The organism is Thiocapsa sp. (assembly GCF_035467215.1).
Lineage (GTDB): Bacteria > Pseudomonadota > Gammaproteobacteria > Chromatiales > Chromatiaceae > Thiocapsa.
On record NZ_DATITZ010000260.1, the window covers coordinates 1 to 15225 of the forward strand.

Annotated in this window: 10 protein-coding genes and 1 pseudogene; 2 read left to right on the forward strand and 9 right to left on the reverse strand. The window is 66.2% G+C overall.

Going from position 1 to position 15225, the window contains the following annotated elements:
* The 5 genes and pseudogenes from VLR48_RS14835 to VLR48_RS14855 form a co-directional block, all read right to left on the reverse strand.
* Positions 1 to 253: pseudogene (locus tag VLR48_RS14835) on the reverse strand (class I SAM-dependent methyltransferase); the annotation flags it as partial.
* Between the two features lie 194 nt (positions 254 to 447).
* The gene (locus VLR48_RS14840; RefSeq protein ID WP_325292538.1) at positions 448 to 1953 is read right to left on the reverse strand and encodes a hypothetical protein; all 1506 of its coding nucleotides are present in this window, start codon (positions 1951 to 1953) and stop codon (positions 448 to 450) included.
* Between the two features lie 13 nt (positions 1954 to 1966).
* Positions 1967 to 2827 (reverse strand): glycine betaine ABC transporter substrate-binding protein, encoded by an 861-nt coding sequence (locus tag VLR48_RS14845; protein WP_325292539.1) that lies wholly within the window; start codon positions 2825 to 2827, stop codon positions 1967 to 1969.
* A gap of 32 nt (positions 2828 to 2859) precedes the next feature.
* A complete protein-coding gene (locus VLR48_RS14850) occupies positions 2860 to 3708 on the reverse strand; it encodes an ABC transporter permease (RefSeq protein WP_007194024.1) in 849 nt (282 codons plus the stop codon).
* Positions 3705 to 4949: a glycine betaine/L-proline ABC transporter ATP-binding protein gene (locus VLR48_RS14855; RefSeq protein ID WP_325292540.1), complete on the reverse strand. Its 1245-nt coding sequence runs from the start codon at positions 4947 to 4949 to the stop codon at positions 3705 to 3707. Before VLR48_RS14855 ends, VLR48_RS14850 begins: the two co-directional genes overlap by 4 nt.
* A gap of 349 nt (positions 4950 to 5298) precedes the next feature.
* Here VLR48_RS14855 and VLR48_RS14860 point away from each other — a divergent pair, with 349 nt between their 5' ends.
* Positions 5299 to 9897, forward strand: a complete 4599-nt coding sequence (locus VLR48_RS14860) for a DNA glycosylase AlkZ-like family protein (protein ID WP_325292541.1) — start codon at positions 5299 to 5301, stop codon at positions 9895 to 9897.
* Between the two features lie 10 nt (positions 9898 to 9907).
* Here VLR48_RS14860 and VLR48_RS14865 read toward each other — a convergent pair whose 3' ends face one another.
* Together VLR48_RS14865 and VLR48_RS14870 are read right to left on the reverse strand one after the other, a co-directional pair.
* Positions 9908 to 10228 carry a hypothetical protein gene (locus VLR48_RS14865; protein ID WP_325292542.1) on the reverse strand — a complete coding sequence of 107 codons (321 nt, stop codon included), beginning with the start codon at positions 10226 to 10228 and terminating at the stop codon, positions 9908 to 9910.
* Positions 10221 to 10406, reverse strand: a complete 186-nt coding sequence (locus VLR48_RS14870; RefSeq protein ID WP_325292543.1) for a hypothetical protein — start codon at positions 10404 to 10406, stop codon at positions 10221 to 10223. Before VLR48_RS14870 ends, VLR48_RS14865 begins: the two co-directional genes overlap by 8 nt.
* 282 nt (positions 10407 to 10688) lie before the next feature.
* On the opposite strand from VLR48_RS14870, the gene VLR48_RS14875 reads away from it, so the two are divergent.
* Positions 10689 to 11510 carry a Uma2 family endonuclease gene (locus tag VLR48_RS14875; protein WP_325292544.1) on the forward strand — a complete coding sequence of 274 codons (822 nt, stop codon included), beginning with the start codon at positions 10689 to 10691 and terminating at the stop codon, positions 11508 to 11510.
* Positions 11511 to 11533: 23 nt separating this feature from the next.
* Here VLR48_RS14875 and VLR48_RS14880 read toward each other — a convergent pair whose 3' ends face one another.
* Both VLR48_RS14880 and ptsP read right to left on the reverse strand, forming a co-directional pair.
* Positions 11534 to 13630 (reverse strand): PTS transporter subunit EIIC, encoded by a 2097-nt coding sequence (locus VLR48_RS14880; RefSeq protein ID WP_325292545.1) that lies wholly within the window; start codon positions 13628 to 13630, stop codon positions 11534 to 11536.
* 71 nt (positions 13631 to 13701) lie between these two features.
* Positions 13702 to 15225 (reverse strand): phosphoenolpyruvate--protein phosphotransferase (gene ptsP / locus VLR48_RS14885; protein ID WP_325292546.1); only part of this gene is annotated, 1524 nt, incomplete at its 5' end.

Genomic DNA, 15225 nt, shown 5'->3' on the forward strand with positions numbered 1-15225 from the left:
CCTCGAACCCGGCTCGCAGCAGCTGCACCGAATGAAAGCCGGTGCCCGTGGCGACATCGAGCACCTTGCGCGCGCCGTGCTCTTCGAGGAGTCGGATGAAGAAGTCGCCTTCGCTCTGAGCGCGTCCGTCCCAATCGATCAGCTCGTCCCATTTCTCCACGAACGATTGGATGTATTCGGCTTGGTAATGATTGGTGTCGCGGACCTTCAGCGGATTGGTCCCGTAGTCTTGCTTGGTGCGTTCGAGCTTCATGTCACCTCCTGTCTCCCGGAGCGGGAGTGATGTTGGTGGCTGAAGACGCCCTCGGATCTGACCAAGCGCCTCACCGCTGCGTGAGCGGAGTCGCCCGAGTCGGGCGATAAACCAATGAATGCGTGATCGGCACGACCCGACGGACCGACGTCTTCGACATGGGTTCGAAAGTCAAAGGTCGCGCCGTACGCGGTTTAGAAGTAGTACCCGAGATTGATGTTGAAGCGATAGTTCCATTTGTCGTTGCCGTTCACGCCGAAATCCCCGACGCCGTCGATTCGTCCGTAATCATCCATGCCGTCGCCGCTGGCCTCGTTCCCGACGAAGTAATTGCCGTTGGAGTAGGCGAGATCGCTGTAGATGTACCAGCCGCCGCTGGCCCATGCAGCACCGGCTATCCACATCTGGCTGTCGTTGAAGGCGTCCTCGTCCTTCACGATGCTGCTGTATTCGATATAGGGCAGCACCGAGTCGAGCCAGGAGATCTGCGGCGTTTCCACCAGGTAGCTGACGGAGACCGCCGGAATCCATGCCTTGGTCGCGGCCGGCCAAGCAAAGTCGTAGGCCCCCATCGGGATCAGTTGATCCGTGCCCCAGGGATTGTCGCCGTCGATATCGAATTCGTAGCGGGTCAGTTGCGAAGCGACCGTGAGCGGCCCCATCCGGTTGACCATGTGTGCCGAGGCCGCCCAATGGCTGCCGTCGTCGGTCCGCTGCCCCTTGAGTTGACCGTATTGGAGCGAGACGCCGAGATCGGTCGGGATCGCAGTGTCGGCGAAGCTGTAGATGGCTCGCAGATTGAGCTGATTGCGCTCGTCGTAGCCGTTGTGCTCACCGCCGTAGGACACATTGCCGTCGGCATCGACCGATTCCTCCCAACGTACCGCGTCGTAGCTGTAGCGGGTGCTGTTGAGGCTGCGACCGAAATAGCTGCCCTCGCTCGACGGATAGTAAGCCACGTCCAGTTTCCAGTGATCGATGGCGGTGCTGTATTTGATGCCGAGATCCATATCGTCGGCCAGGCCGACATAATAGTGCTGATCGAAGAACCAGCTTTGAGAGACGCCGTAGGGGCCGGGGCCGAACGGCACGCGATTGACACCGACCTGAACCTCGCTGTCGTCCGCAAACCGATAGCCGAGCCAGCCGGTATGGAGGAAGTTGTAGCTTTTGCCGGTCCCCGCCGCATACCAGCGGTACTCGAGCCGCCCGATGATGTTCTCGTAGTCGAGCGCGAGATTGATCCGAAAGGTGTCCAGCTCGATATTGCCGCCGTTGCCGCCGCGGTTCGGCCCGGCGACGGCCTCTTGCACCTTGTAGCTGCCCAGGACATAGTTGACCCGCATGGCGCCGCCGACGGTCACGGGTCCGATCTTGAGCACCGTGCTTTCCGGGGCGGATTCGTCCACTGCCTCATCGGTCTCGGCGACGACGCCCGGGGCAATCATCTTCTGCGAGACAACCGCCGCGTCGTCTGCTCCGGCATCGAGCGCGCCCGTGCCGATGGGTTCGCCCTTCGCTGCGGCGAGTGTGCGCCGAGCCTCCTCGAGCTGGCGTGTGAGCTCCGCGACACGCTGCTCGAGCGCATCGACATCGGCCGAGGCCGCCGTCGGGAGTGCACACAGCATCCCGAGCAGCAGCGTCCCGATCGCCCGATGCCGAGCGGTCCCGGCGCGCGTATACAGTTCGTTCCTTCTCATCGCGCTACCTCGCTCACTCGCTCTCGGCGTCGGGCATCCAGGATGCGACGACGTCCGGATGCTCCGCGATCCAGAGCTTCGCGTTCTTCAACGGGTCGGCGCGCCGCTCTTGATTCATGACCATCAGCTCGGCCATCTGATCCGGCGTCCAGCCGAAGTTGTCCAGGACCGCGTAGACCTCCGGCATATCCTCCTTCAAACCGGCGCGGACGATGGTGTGGATCTCCTCTTCGCCGCCATAGACGCCTTTCGGGTCGTCGAGATACTTCAGATCGTATTGCGCGAACTTCCAATGGGGCGTCCAGCCGGTCACCACGACCCACTCGTTCTTGTCGATGGCGTCACCAAGCACGGCGGTCATGATGGGGCCGGTGCCTTCGACGAGTTTCAACTCGGTGATCCCGTAGTCCTCGAGGACCTGCTCGGTCTTGCTCATCAGACCGGCGCCCGGATCGATCCCGATGATCTTGCCGTCGAAACGCTTGGCGGCACCGTTGAGATCCTCGATCGAGTCGATCTCGACATAGGCCGGCACGACCAATCCGATCCGCGTTCCGACGAGGTTGGGACCGAGGTCCACGACCTTGTCCGAGACCTGCTCGAGGTAGTGGTTATGGGTGGTCGGCAGCCAGGCGGCGACGAGACCGTCGACATCGCCGCTGCCCACGGCCTGCCACATGGCCGCGGCGGAGACCGGGGTGATCTTCACGTCGTATCCCATGTCTTCGAGCACGGCCTTCACGAGGTTGGTGCTGGCCACCTCGCTCGACCACTCGACATAGGCCAACTCGACCTCGCCTTTGTCCGCGGCGAGCGCCGAGGTCCCGAGGGCGGCCATCGCCGCAAGCGCGGCCACTGCGTACCGGTTGATCATGATGTCTTACCTTTACTTGATGGGTGTTGGGTTCAGGTGCTCGGCTGATCCTTGCCGCGTCTCCCGATCCCCTGGGTGATTCGATCCAGGAGCATGGCCAGAATGACCACGGCGATCCCGGCCTCGAATCCCATGCCGGCCTCGTTGCGTTGGATGGCCCGCCAGACCTCCCCGCCCAAACCTTGGGCGCCGATCATGGCCGCAATGACCACCATCGAGAGGGCGAGCATGATGGTCTGGTTGATCCCGGCCATGATGGTCGGGACGGCCAAGGGGAGCTGGACCTTCCAGAGTTTCTGACGCCGGGTGGCCCCGAAGGCATCGGCCGCCTCGACCAGATCGGCCGGAACCTGCCGGATCCCGAGTGTCGTGAGCCGAATGGCCGGCGGCATCGCGAAGATCACGGTCGAGAAGATCGCCGCGACCGGTCCGAGACCGAAGAAGGGGATCGCCGGGATGAGATAGACGAAGGCCGGCATGGTCTGCATGAAGTCCAAGACCGGGAAGATGATCCGGTAGGCGCTCGGCGAGAGGGCGGCGAGGATGCCGAGCGGTCCGCCGACGGACACGGCGATCAGGGTCGCGATCAGGACCATCACCAGGGTCTGCAGGGTCGCCTCCCAGAGTCCGAGGTTCCACAGCAGCGCCAAGCCAGCCAACGCGAAGAGCGCGGTGCGGATTCCGGTCAGGCGCCACACGAGCAGACCCGCCAGAACAATCGTGACACCCGGCGGGAGCCACATGAGTGCATCCACGGTGCCCTCGATTCCGGTCTCCATCAGGTCGGAGACGACCTTGGTGGCGCCGGCGAACTGTCCGGTCAGGACATCCAGCCCGTCGTCGATCCATTCCGCCAGGGGAAGTCGCGGGATTTCGATCATGCTGCCGCCTCCGCGATCTCGGATGCGCTTTCGTTGCCGTTGCTGCCGACGGATTCAGCCAAACCCTGCAGCAGAGACGCCCGTACGACGACACCGAGCAGGCGCCCTGCCTCGTCGACGACGGGGGCGGGCATGGTCGTCTCCGCCAGCAGACCGAACAGGTCCCGCACCGGGGTGTCCGGTCCGACCGGCTGAACGCCCGGCTCCATGATCGAGCCGATCGACTTCTCCCCGCGCTTGGCCGCCTCCAGAGCGGCATCGTCTCGGACGATACCGCGCAACCGGAAGTCCGTTTCGACGACGCAGAGGAAACTAAGGTCCTCGTCTTCCATCTTGCGCAAGACGGTGCGCGGGCCGTCGTTGACGAAGGCGACGCTGCGCGCGCGTCGCATGACGGCGCTCGCGGTCAGCACCTTGGTCTTGTCGACCTCCGCGACGAACCGTTCCACGTACGGCGTGGCGGGGTTGGAGAGGATCTCTTCGGCGGTGCCGACCTGCTCGATCCGGGCATCTTTCATCAGGACGATCCGGTTGCCGAGAAACAGCGCCTCGTCCAGGTCATGCGTGATGAAGACGATGGTCTTGCGCACCCGGCTCTGCAGTGCGACGAGCTCCTGCTGCATGTCGCGGCGAATCAAGGGATCGAGGGCGGAGAATGCCTCGTCCATCAACAGGACGTCCGGGTCGACCGCCAAGGCGCGGGCCAAGCCGACACGCTGCTGCATGCCGCCGGAGAGTTGCGAGGGAGAGGCATCCTCCCAACCTTCCAAGCCGACCTGCTTCAAGGCGTTCAACGCCTTCTCGGCGCGCTCCTCGACGGCACAGCCTTGGATCTCCAGACCGAACTCGACGTTCTCGCGGATGCTGCGATGCGGGAAGAGTGCGAAATGCTGGAAGACCATGCCGAACTTGCTCCGACGCACCTCAAGGAGGTCTCGGTGCCGCAGCGGGACGATGTCTCGGCCGTCGAGCAGGATCTGTCCGGCGGTCGGCTCGTTGAGGCGGTTCAGGCAACGGATGAGGCTCGACTTCCCGCTCCCCGACAGGCCCATGACGACCAGGATCTCGCCTTCGAGGACATCGAAGTCGGCATCGGCCACGCCGACGGCCAGACCCGTCTTCTCGAAGATGGCCTGTTTGGTTTCGCCTTGGCGCAAAAGGGCCAGGGCGTCCTTCGGCTCGTCGCCGAAGACCTTGGTGAGACCGCGCACGGCGATCTTGACGGATTGTTCTGCGGGCATGGCCCTGATGGTCCTGACGGAAGTTTGATGTGCGAAGCCAAGGATCGGCCTCGCAACTTGATTTGCGGCATGAGACGCCGCGTGTCCCGATCGACCGGCAGGGCGAAGCCTGAGAATCCGGCGGGCATGGGGACGATGAATCGCGCCGGATCATCCAGGTGAAGACCCGAACGCCGACGACAGCTTTTTTACCCTACAGGGCTCCGGATCTGAGTTCAACCCGGGACATCCGGCAGCCGCGACCGACCCGACGAGGATGCAGCTGCTGTCGGTCGGGCATTGCGACTGACCTTGGTCCGGACATGGTCGACGACTCGAAGACCGGGCCCGTCTCCCCCATCTGCCTCCCATGAACGCCTTCAGCCCCGCCACCCGTCGCTGGTTTGCGCAAAACTTCGACGCACCGACCGAGGTCCAGACCCGCGGCTGGGCGGTGATTGCCTCGGGTCGGCACGCGCTGATTACCGCCCCGACCGGCAGCGGCAAGACCCTGGCGGCCTTCCTCTGGGCGATCGATCGGCTCATGCAGGGCGCGCCGATCGCCGACACCGAGGTCGCGCCTGCCGGTATCCAGGTGCTCTATGTCTCGCCGCTCAAAGCCCTGGTCTACGACATCGAGCGCAACCTGCGCGCTCCGCTCGCCGGGATCGCGCGTGCCGCCGAGGCGATGGGCGTGCCGGTGCGCCTGCCGCGGGTCGGCATCCGCACCGGCGACACCCCGGCGAAGGAGCGGCAGCAGCAGCTCAAGGATCCGCCCGAGATCTTGGTGACCACGCCCGAGTCGCTCTACCTGTTGCTCGGCTCCAAGGCGGCGGCCAACCTCGCAGCGGTGCACACACTCATCATCGACGAGGTGCACGCGCTCGCGCCGACCAAGCGGGGTGCGCATCTCGCCCTCTCCCTGGAGCGCCTGTCCGAGCGCTGCGCGGGCGATCCGCAACGCATCGGGCTCTCGGCCACCGTCCGACCGCTGGCCGAGGCGGCGCTTTATCTCGGAGGCGACCGACCGGTCGAGATCGTCGATGCCGCCGCACCGCCGAATCTCGATCTGCGCGTTCAGGTCCCGGTGCACGACATGGAGCGCCCGCCCGAGGCCGTCGCGCCCCGGCCCGAAGGCGGCTCCATCCTCGGCGAGCTCTATCGCCAAGCGACGCCCCGCGCGCCGGCCGAGAAGGGCCTGTGGTCGGCCATCCATCCGGCCATCCTCGCCGAGATCCGCGCGCATCGCTCCACCATCGTCTTCGTCAACAGCCGCGGGCTCTGCGAGCGGCTCTGCCAGCGCTTGAACGAGCTGGCGGAGGTCGACCTGGATCCGGACGTTTTGGCCAAGCAGGACAGACCCGAGCTGGTGCGCGCCCACCACGGCAGCGTCAGTCTCGAGCAGCGCACCCAAATCGAGGAGGGGCTCAAGCGCGGCGATCTCAAGGCCATCGTCGCCACCAGCTCGCTGGAGATGGGCATCGACATGGGCGGCGTGGACCAAGTGCTGCTGGTCGAGTCGCCCGGCTCGGTGGCGCGCGGGCTGCAGCGGGTCGGGCGCGCGGGGCACGGGGTCGGGCAGGTCAGTACCGGGCGCATCTTTCCGAAGTTTCGCGGCGATCTGCTGGAATGCGCCGTGATCGGGGCGCGGATGCTCGCCGGCGAGCTGGAGCCCTTCCGGATGCCTCGCAACGCACTCGACGTGCTGGCCCAGCAGATCGCGGCCCACTGTGTCGAGACCGAGCGTGCGGTTGCCGACATCCATCGTCTGGTCACTCGCGCCGGTCCCTACCGCGAGCTGTCGCGCCCCGCTCTGGAGGCGGTGCTGGATATGCTCTCGGGCCGCTATCCGTCGAGCGATTTCGCCGACCTCAAGCCACTTCTGGTGTGGGATCGCGCCGCGGATACGCTCGGCGTGCGTAGGGGTACGGCCATGATCACCCGCCTGAACGCCGGCACCATCCCGGACCGTGGCAACTATGCGGTGCATCTCGGCGAGGAAGGGCCGCGCATCGGCGAGCTGGACGAGGAGATGGTCTTCGAGACCAAGGCGGGCGACTGCATTCTGCTCGGCGCCTCGACCTGGCGTGTAGAGGCGATCACGCGCGATCGGGTGCTGGTCTCGCCGGCACCCGGCGAGCCCGGCAAGCTGCCCTTCTGGCGCGGCGACGGACCGGGGCGGCCGGTGGATCTGGGTCGGGCGGTCGGCGCCTTCACACGACAGGCCGCGGCTATCCCGGCGGAGCGTGCCGCCGACTGGATTCGGGAGCAGACCCCGCTGGACGCACTCGCGGCGTCGAACCTGGCCGCCTACATCCAGGATCAGCGCACCGCGACCGGCCAGGTGCCGAGCGACCGCACCATCCTCATCGAGCGTTTTCGCGACGAGCTGGGCGACTGGCGCATCTGTATCCTCACCCCGTTCGGCGCCCGCATCCATGCCCCTTGGGCCATGGCCCTGCAATGGCATCTGGGGCGTCGCGAGGGCTTCGAGATCCAGGTCATGTATACCGACGACGGCATCGTTCTGCGCTTCGCCGACGGCGAGGCGCTGCCGGAGCTGACCGACCTGCTGCCCGCACCCGAGGAGCTGGACGAGCGTGTCACCGAGCAGCTTGCCGACACCGCCCTTTTCGCGTCGCTCTTTCGCGAGAATGCCGCCCGCGCGCTGCTCCTGCCGCGTCGCTCGGCCAAGGGCCGACAGCCGCTCTGGGCGCAGCGGCTCAAGGCGCAGAACCTGCTCGCTGTGGTCCGTCGTTATCCGGCCTTTCCGATCGTGCTCGAGACCTATCGACAGGCGCTCGGCGATGTCTTCGATCTCGCCGGTCTGAAAGATGTCTTGACCGGCATCCGCAACCGCTCGATCCGCGTCCACGAGGTCGAGACCCGCAGCGCGTCGCCGTTCGCGCGCTCGCTGGTCTTCGCCTATGTGGCCGCCTACATCTACGAGCAGGACGCCCCGCTGGCCGAGCGCCGCGCCCAGGCGCTCACGTTGGATCGCGGTCTCTTGGCGGAGCTGCTGGGTCAGGCGGAGCTGCGCGAGCTGATCGATCCGGCGGTGCTGGATGATCTGGAGCGCGAGCTCCAACACACCGCCGAGGGGCGCAAGGCGCGCGATGCCGACGAGCTGCATGACCTGCTGCGACGGCTCGGCGATCTTTCCTCCTCGGAGCTGGAGGAGCGCTCCGAGGGCGATCCCACCCCCTGGCTCGCGACCTTGGTCGAGCAGCGTCGGGCGGTTGCGCTGCGATTCACGGACGGACCTCGCTGGATCGCGGCCGAGGATGCCGGTGTCTATCGCGACGCCTTGGGTCTGGTCCCGCCGCCCGGCCTGCCCGACGCCTTTCTGGTGTCCGCGGATGCGCCGCTGGAGCATCTGCTGCACCGCTATGCCCGAACGCACGGCCCATTCGCGACGCGCGACCCCGCCGCGCGGTACGGTCTGAGGGCGACCCAGCTTGAACCCGTTCTGCGCCTTCTGGAGACGCGCGGCGAGCTGGTCCGCGGCGAGATCCGACCGCTCGGCAGCGAGCCCGAATGGTGCGACCCCGAGGTCCTGCGCCGCCTGCGCCGTCGCACCCTGGCGAAGGCGCGCGATGCCGTCGCCCCGGTCGATGCATCCACCCTCGGCCGATTCTTGCCCGCCTGGCACGGGATCGGCGAGGACATCAATGGGCCGGATCGGCTGATGGAGGTGCTGCTTCAACTGGAAGGACTGACGGTGAGTTGGTCCCAGCTCGATCGCGTGCTCCTGCCGGCCCGGGTGCCGGGCTACCGCTCGGAGGATCTGGATATGCTCGCGGCCACAGGACAGATCGTCTGGGTCGGACGTGGAGCGGCAGGCCCGAAGGACGGGCGGATCGCGCTCTATCGGCGGGGGAGTCCCGAACTGGGTGTCTCCGACGAAGAGCCGAGTCGGCCGGATCAGCCAAGCGCGTCCTCCGATGCATCCTCGGCGCCGGTCGCGGATGCGGCAACGCGCGACACCTCCACGGACGACTCCGACGTCCGCCGGATCCTGCTCGACCACCTGTGCACCCGCGGGGCCTCCTTCCTCATGGAGCTGATGCAGGCCCTCGAGCGGGCCGGGCTGAAGCTCGACAGGGAAGCCTTCGAGTCCGCGCTCTGGGATCTGGTCTGGGCCGGCGAGATCACCAACGATACCTTCGCGCCCCTGCGCGCCCTCGGCGGGACGCGCGCACCGAGGCGCGGCCGCGGCACCGCACTGGCCGGCGGGCGCTGGTCGCGCGTGGCCGATCTGCGCATCGATGCAAGCGACACCGAGCGCCTGCTCGCCCGCGCCCGCATCCTGCTCGAACGCTACGGCGTGGTCAGTCGCGAGGCGGTGCAGGCCGAGGGCATCCCGGGAGGCTTCGGTCCGCTCTATCGGGTCTTCAAAGAGATGGAGGAGGGCGGACAGGTCCGCCGAGGCTATTTCGTCGAAGGGCTCTCCGGCGCCCAGTTCGCCCTGAACGGCGCGATCGATCGGCTGCGCAGCGCCCGGATCGAGGAGACCCCGATCGAAGGTTTCGGCGCGGACGCGGTCCGGATCCTCGCCGCGATCGACCCGGCCAATCCCTACGGCGCGCTCCTGCCCTGGCCGGAGCCGGGCGGCGGTCCGGTGCCCAAACGCATCAGCGGCAGTGATGTGCTCCTGGTCGCAGGCAAGCCGGTGCTCTATCTCGGCTCGGCCGGGCGCCAATTGACGCGGTTTCCCGGCTCGATCAGCGAAGACGGCGGGGAGTTGGCGCTCGCGCTCGCCGCCCTGCATCGCATCCCGCAGCGCGGGCGCAAACGCCTTGCCATCCAACAGATCGACGGCCTCCCGGCGCTCGAATCACCGTTGCGCGAGGCCCTGCTTCATGCCGGTTTTGAATCCGACTACGACGCACTCGTTCCGGCGCGTGGTTACAGCACAGGCATCGGCCGAGACCCCAACGCCGTCGCCTGTGCGGGACCTCGCCGCTGATGGACGGACGTCATTTCTTTCCGTAGGTTCGGTCGTGGTCCGGTGCGATCGTCAACAGACGCATGAACTCGCCATCACGGTAGGCCGTGGCTCGACGCGACCGAGTCACTCTGAGCGAATAAATGGCAGGCACGCCGGATGGTGGACGGACGCTCACGATTTTTTCCCACTTTAGGCCGGCGTCACGGTAGACCTGTTCCCAGGTCAGCTTGCGGATCTTGTCCAGTGTATCGAGCACCGCCAATCGCTCGGGCTTTTGCAAGCTCAACAGGTTGTCGAGGAAAACGGGATTATTGAGGTCAAGCCGAACATTGGCCCCGCGTTCAGCCATCGCCTCGGATCTCGCTCAACACCGCATCCACGTTGGTGTCGTCGGGTGCATTCGCCTCTGCCCATACAAGCGCGTTTTCGATGTCGGCGGATGCCTGCGGTCGGTGTGCCCAACGTTCGTTGTCCGGGATCACCGTGACGGTCCGTACCAGCCAAACGCCGGGTTCTTGCTCTTCCACAAGCACTTGTCTCCCGGCAAACTGTTTGCCGAGAGAGATCTGTCCATTCGCGCCGATGAGCTTGAGGCTCGCTTGAGTCGCCGATGTCCGCATGGTGAATTCCTCATGCACTATTGCACTATTGCACTATTGCACTATTGCACTCTAGCACGAAAATAAGTCGGTTCAGTTCTCGACCCGCCGGAATCGCCCGCATCTCCGATTCGAGCAAAACCCAAGCATAGCGTCCGCCGTCGCTTTAGTCTTATAGTTCAAACGTATTCCCGTGCTTGGAGACCCGCAATGGCTATTGCACACCCCATCGAGGGGACCCTGTTTCGGATGGACGGGCTACCGCCGAAGGAGCAATTGCCCACGCAATTCGATTTGCCGAGCGAAGACCCGGAGGAGCCCGGTTTGCCGGACGAATTTCACGTCTACCAACCTCAACTGCTGCGCGAGACCTTTAGGCCGGCCGCCTGCGATCCGGATCAGGTCTTCATCGGCACGGACATCAACCTCTACTACGATCCGCGCAATCCCCTGTGGCACAAGCGCCCGGACTGGTTCGCCGTGCTCGGAAGCACGCGGGCGCTTCGCGTGCAGGATCTGCGCTTCAGCTATGTGGTGTGGCAGGAAGAGATCGCGCCCTATGTGGTCGTGGAGCTGTTGTCGCCGGGGACCGAGGACGAGGATCTCGGCCGCCGCCTCTGGGATCTGGACAAGACCCCCGGTAAGTGGGTGGTCTACGAGCGCATCCTCAAGATCCCCTATTATGTCGTCTTCAGTCGGCACACGGGCGAGCTTCAAGCCTTCGGGCGGGTGTCCTCGCGGTACCGACCGATCGTCCTGCAGGAGGATCGGCTGTGGCTGCCCGAGGCCGGTATCGGTCTCGGGCTGTGGGAGGGACTTTTTGCCGGCTGCGAGGGATGCTGGCTACGCTGTTTCGACGCCGAGGGGAGCTGGCTCCCGACGGTGGCCGAACAGCGTGACCTGGAGCACGAGCGCGCTGAACAAGAGACCCGGCGTGCGGATCAAGAAGGCCAACGGGCCGAGCAGGAGCGCCTGCGTGCCGAACGATTGGCCGAGCGCCTCCGGGCCATGGGGGTGGATCCGGAGGCATAAGGCCGACGCCTGCCCTCCGGCGCTCAGATCGCCAAAACCGCCCGCATCTCCGAGGCATACTGATCGGCGTTCAGCCCGAGCAGCAGGTGCAGCACGCCTCCCCCGATCGGCATGACGCCTTGGACCCCGGCCGCGTCGAGTGCACGCTCGTCGATCTTCGCGGTGTCGGCGAGCGTGACCCGGACCCGTGTCTCGGCACAGGCCTCCGCCAGCGTGACGTTTGCGGCCCCGCCGAGTCCGGCGAGGATGTCGCGCGCCCGTTGCGGCGCCTGCGGATCGCGGTGGCGCGGGCGCAGGTCGTCGGCCTTGTAGTGCACCTTCGGCGCCGCGGCACCTTCGGGCAGCTCGGCCTCCGCGCCGGCGACCTCGAGATACTCGGACATGTCGGTCATGAGATTCTCCGAGCGCGGCCCGAAGATCGCCTGCATATTGTTGCCGACAACCACCACCCCGGCGGCGCCGAGCGCCTTGAGCTTGTCCGGGTTGGCCTTGTCCATGTCGGCGATCTCCACGCGCAGTCGGGTGATGCAGGCGTCCAGTCCGAGGATGTTGCGCTTGCCGCCGAAGGCCAGCACCAGCTCGCGTGTGAACTCGCCCGCGACCTGCTCCTTGACGTCGACCATCTCCATCGTCTCGGTCTCGCGGCCGGGCGTCTTCAGATCGAACCAGCGAATCAACAGACGGAAGCTCGTGTAATAGACGACGGCAAAGATGGGCCCGAGGATCAGCACCACCCAGGGACGGATGTCGTGGACGAAATAGAGCGCGAAGTCGATGAAGCCGTGCGAGAAGGAATAGCCGAGCCGCGCGCCGGCCAGATAGGTCAGCAGATAGGCCAGACCGACGAGCACCGCATGCACGGCATAGAGCAGGGGCGCGACGAAGAGGAAGGCGAACTCCAGCGGCTCGGTGATGCCGGTCAAGAAGGCCGTCAGGGCCGCGGATCCCATGATGCCGGCCACCCGCGCCTTGTTCTCCGGTTTGGCGGCGTGATAGATGGCGAGTGCCGCAGCGGGTAAGCCGAACATCTTGAAGACGAAGCCGCCGCCGAGGATCCCCGCCTCGTAGTCGCCGGCGAAGAAGCGGCTGATGACCCCGTGCACTACCTCGCCGGTCTGCGGATTCACATAGGTCCCGACCTCGAAGAAGAAGGGCACGTTCCAGATATGGTGCAGGCCGAACGGGAGCAGCAACCGCTCCACGACCCCGTAGATGGTGACCGCCGCGGCCGGATTGCCGTAGGCCGCCCACTCCCCGAAATCGCGGATCGCCACGCCGATCGGCGGCCAGACCAAGGCGAGGATCGCGGCCAGCCCGATCGCCGCGAACGACACGACGATGGGGACGAAGCGTTTCCCGGCGAAGAAGCCCAGATAGGCCGGCAACGCGATCTTGTAATAGCGATTGAACAGGAAGGCCGCGAGCAGACCGATCAGGATACCGCCGAAGACACCCGTGTCGATGGACTCGATCCCGAAGATGGTCTTGATCTCGGCACGGCTCTTGGCGGCCGGGAAGGGCACCGAGTCGCCGTCGACCGCGACATAGACGGCAACCTGACCCTCGCCGCTGTCGGACGGGCGCAGACTGAAGGGCACCTCGGCGGCTTGACCCGCCGTGTCGGTGCAGGTCACGCGATTGTCCGTGGTCTCGTCGACCCGGATCTTGCTCAGGGTTCGGCCTTGGGCGTCGAGACAGACGAAGCGTTCGCGCGCCGCATCATGCTCGATATAGACCGCCGACCGATTGGCCCCGAGCTGCAGCGGCTCGGTGGGGGACATCAACGAGATGACCAATATGCCGATGACGCCGAGGGCGGCCAGCATCACGAAATAGCCGACGGTCGCCGCCATTGCGGCCACCCCGTCGTTGCGCGTGAAGCCGAGCACGACGCCGATCGCGAAGATCAGCGGCAGGATGGTGAAGACCGCGCCGCCGGCCGCCTTCATGATCAGGCCGATCTCGATCAGCCAGGGGGCAAGACCCTCGGCACCCGCAATCGAGCTGCCGACACCGAGCAGGATACCCGCGACCGGCAGCACCGAGACCGGCAGCATGAGTGCCTTGCCGATCTTCTGCAGGACCGAGAAGGAGCTGCTCCCGAACGCTTTGACCGACATGGGTCTGTCCTCCGTTTCAGTCTTCAGTGTTGAGGGTTCGGGGTTCGGGGTTCGGGGTTCGGGGTTCGGGCTCAGAGCTCGACCGGGACGAGTGAGCGTACGCCGGCTGCGCTGTCCTGCGCCAACGCTAGCCGGGCGATGGCCTGGCAGTCCGCCAGCGAGCGCGCGCGGACCGCTGCCTTCACCGCGGGGATCGAGGGCACGCTGACCGAGAGCTCGTCGACCCCGATCCCGACCAGGATGGGCACCGCCTGCGGATCGCTCGCGATACCGCCGCAGACACCGACCCACCGGCCCTCTGCGTGCGCACCCTCGACCGTCTGAGCGATGAGCCGCAGCACTGCCGGGTTCATGGCGTCCGCCATCGGGGCGAGCTTGGGATGACCGCGATCCATGGCCAGCGTGTACTGGGTCAGGTCGTTGGTGCCGATCGAGAAGAAGTCGACCTCGCGGGCGAACTGCGCCGCCATGACGGCCGCTGCCGGCACCTCCACCATGATGCCGATCTCCAACGGGTCGTCGATGCCGGTCTTGGTGCGTTCCTCCTCGAGCAGGCCCTTCACCGAGCGAATCTCGTCGAGTGTCGCGATCATGGGGAACATGACACGCAGCCGATGCCCTTGTGCGGCGCGCAGGATCGCCCGGACCTGGGTGCGCAGGATCTCGGGGCGGACCAGACCGATGCGGATGCCGCGGATGCCCAGGAAGGGGTTTTCCTCGCGCGGCAGCGGAAGATACGCCAGCGGCTTGTCCCCGCCGACATCCAGTGTGCGGATGATCATGGGCCGACCCTCGAGCGCGTCGGCGATGTCGGCATAGATGCGATATTGCTCGTCCTCGCTCGGCGCGCCGGTGCGATCGAGATAGAGGAACTCGGAGCGCAGCAGGCCGACGCCCTCGCCGCCCAGCTCGACCGAGCGGCGCGCATCCGCCTCGCCGCCGATATTGGCGACCACCTCGATGCGTCGACCGTCCGTCGTGATGGCCGGCTCATGCGCGGCCGCGAGATCGGCCTCGCGCTTCACGGCCATGCGCGCCTTCAGCTCGGTGATCCGCGCGATCTCGGCCGGGTCCGGATTCAGCCTCAACTGTCCCAGACTGCCGTCGAGGATCACCGGGCTGTCGCTCGGCAGATCCAGCGCGCACGGCTCGATCCCGGCGACCGCCGGGATGTCGAGCGCACGGGCGATGATGGCCACATGCGAGGTCGCGCCGCCGCCGACCGTGCAGAATCCGAGCACCCGCGTGCGGTCGAGCTTGGCCGTATCCGACGGTGTGAGATCCTCGGCGATCAGGATGGATCCCTGCGGGATCTCGGGCTCCTCGATCGGCTGCCCGGTGATGATGGCGAGCACGCGCCGACCGACATCCTCGAGATCGTTCGCACGCCCGGCGAGCAGCGGATTGCGCAGCGCGGCGAGACGCTCGGCGTGCGTTCGGTAAGCTTGCTGCCAGGCGAAGGCCGCGCTCTTACCCTTGGCGATGGCGCTCTCGGCGATCTCGATCAGGTCGGGATCTTCGAGCAGCTCCTGATGCACGGCGAAGATGGCCGCCTTGCCCGGATCGGACTGGGCTTGGAGCTCCGACTGGAGCGA